1 protein-coding gene is annotated in these 1073 nt (G+C 47.9%); it reads right to left on the reverse strand.

All coding sequences use genetic code 11. The annotated features are described in order from the left end of the window. On the reverse strand, positions 1-1073 hold a 1073-nt coding region (locus R7R24_RS24865; RefSeq protein ID WP_411978829.1), incomplete at both ends, for a MutS-related protein.

Below are 1073 nucleotides of genomic sequence, written 5' to 3' on the forward strand. Positions count from 1 at the left end.
CAAGTCATCTGAAGCACCGATACGAGTAAAGATGCGATCCAATGAGCCAATTTGTGCTGATTCTGCAGGTACATAAGAGCCGATGTGAGCCATCAACGCAATTAGCGCAGTTTGGCGCATGTAGGTTGATTTACCCCCCATGTTTGGACCCGTGATGATGAGCATTTTACGGCTTGGGCTTAATTCTATTGGGTTAGCAATGAACGGGTCCGAGGTGACTTGCTCTACTACCGGGTGGCGACCTGCTTGAATGTGAATACCTGCGTCTTTAACTAGAGTTGGGCGGCAATAATCCAATGAGTCTGCGCGTTCTGCTAGGTTTTGTAACACGTCCATCTGTGAAACGGCAGAAGCTAGGTTTTGCATTTGTTCAAGATGAGGCATCAGCAAATCGAACAGCTCTTCCCACAGTTTTTTCTCTAGTGCGAGTGCTTTTGATTTTGAGTTCAGAACTTTGTCTTCATGCTCTTTAAGCTCAGGAATAATGTAGCGCTCGGCATTTTTCAGAGTTTGGCGACGCACGTAATGTGGCGGTACCAAATGGCTTTGGCCACGGCTTACCTGAATGAAGAACCCATGTACGGCGTTGTAGCCAACTTTCAGCGTATCGATGCCATGACGCTCGCGTTCGTCCGCTTCGAGCTTTTCTAGATACTCGGTTGCACCATCAGCGAGCTTGCGCCACTCATCCAATTCTTCGTTATAGCCTTCTGCAATCACACCACCATCGCGGATCACTACCGGCGGGTTTTCTTTGATAGCACGTTCAAGAAGCTCACATACCTCACCTATTGGCGCAGCAAACTGAGCCAACTTCACTAGGTATGGATGAGTTAAGGATGCAGTGAGCGATTCTAGTTCAGGAAGTTGCTGCATGGCATGGCGTAGGCGAGCCATATCACGTGGACGAGCAGAACGTAGAGCAAGACGCGCTAAGATACGTTCAATATCGCCAATCTGTTTTAAAGTTGGCTGAAGATCGGTAAATAAGCCTTGATCTTTAATTTCACCAATCGCATCCAGACGGTTGTTTAGCGAATCAATACAACTCATCGGGTGATGCAGCCAACGCC

The organism is Vibrio sp. 704 (assembly GCF_033339295.1).